Source organism: Pseudomonas sp. HY7a-MNA-CIBAN-0227, from assembly GCF_040310325.1.
GTDB lineage: Bacteria > Pseudomonadota > Gammaproteobacteria > Pseudomonadales > Pseudomonadaceae > Aquipseudomonas.
On sequence record NZ_JBEOPT010000328.1, the window covers coordinates 1 to 241 of the forward strand.

1 protein-coding gene is annotated in these 241 nt (G+C 63.1%); it reads right to left on the minus strand.

What is annotated here, in order from left to right:
- Positions 1-10: 10 nt before the first annotated feature.
- Positions 11-241: LuxR C-terminal-related transcriptional regulator (locus AAEZ06_RS28130; protein ID WP_350617482.1), on the minus strand; the 231-nt coding region annotated here is incomplete at its 5' end.

A 241-nucleotide genomic window follows, 5' to 3' on the forward strand; every position in this document is an offset into this window, starting at 1 on the left:
GTAGGTGGTGTCAGTTGATAAGGCCGGCCCGGCAAGCCGCGCGAACCGCTTGCTCACGGGTGGCCACGTTCATGCGGCGGAAGAGGGTGCCGACGTGGTACTTCACCGTGTTCTCGCTGACGCCCAGCAACGTTGCAATGACCGAGTTCGACTTGCCCTCGCCAATGAGTTGCAGCACAGCCATTTGATGACCCGTGAGCTCGGGCGTAAAGGCGCCTGCAAGCAGACGCCGGGCGACGTC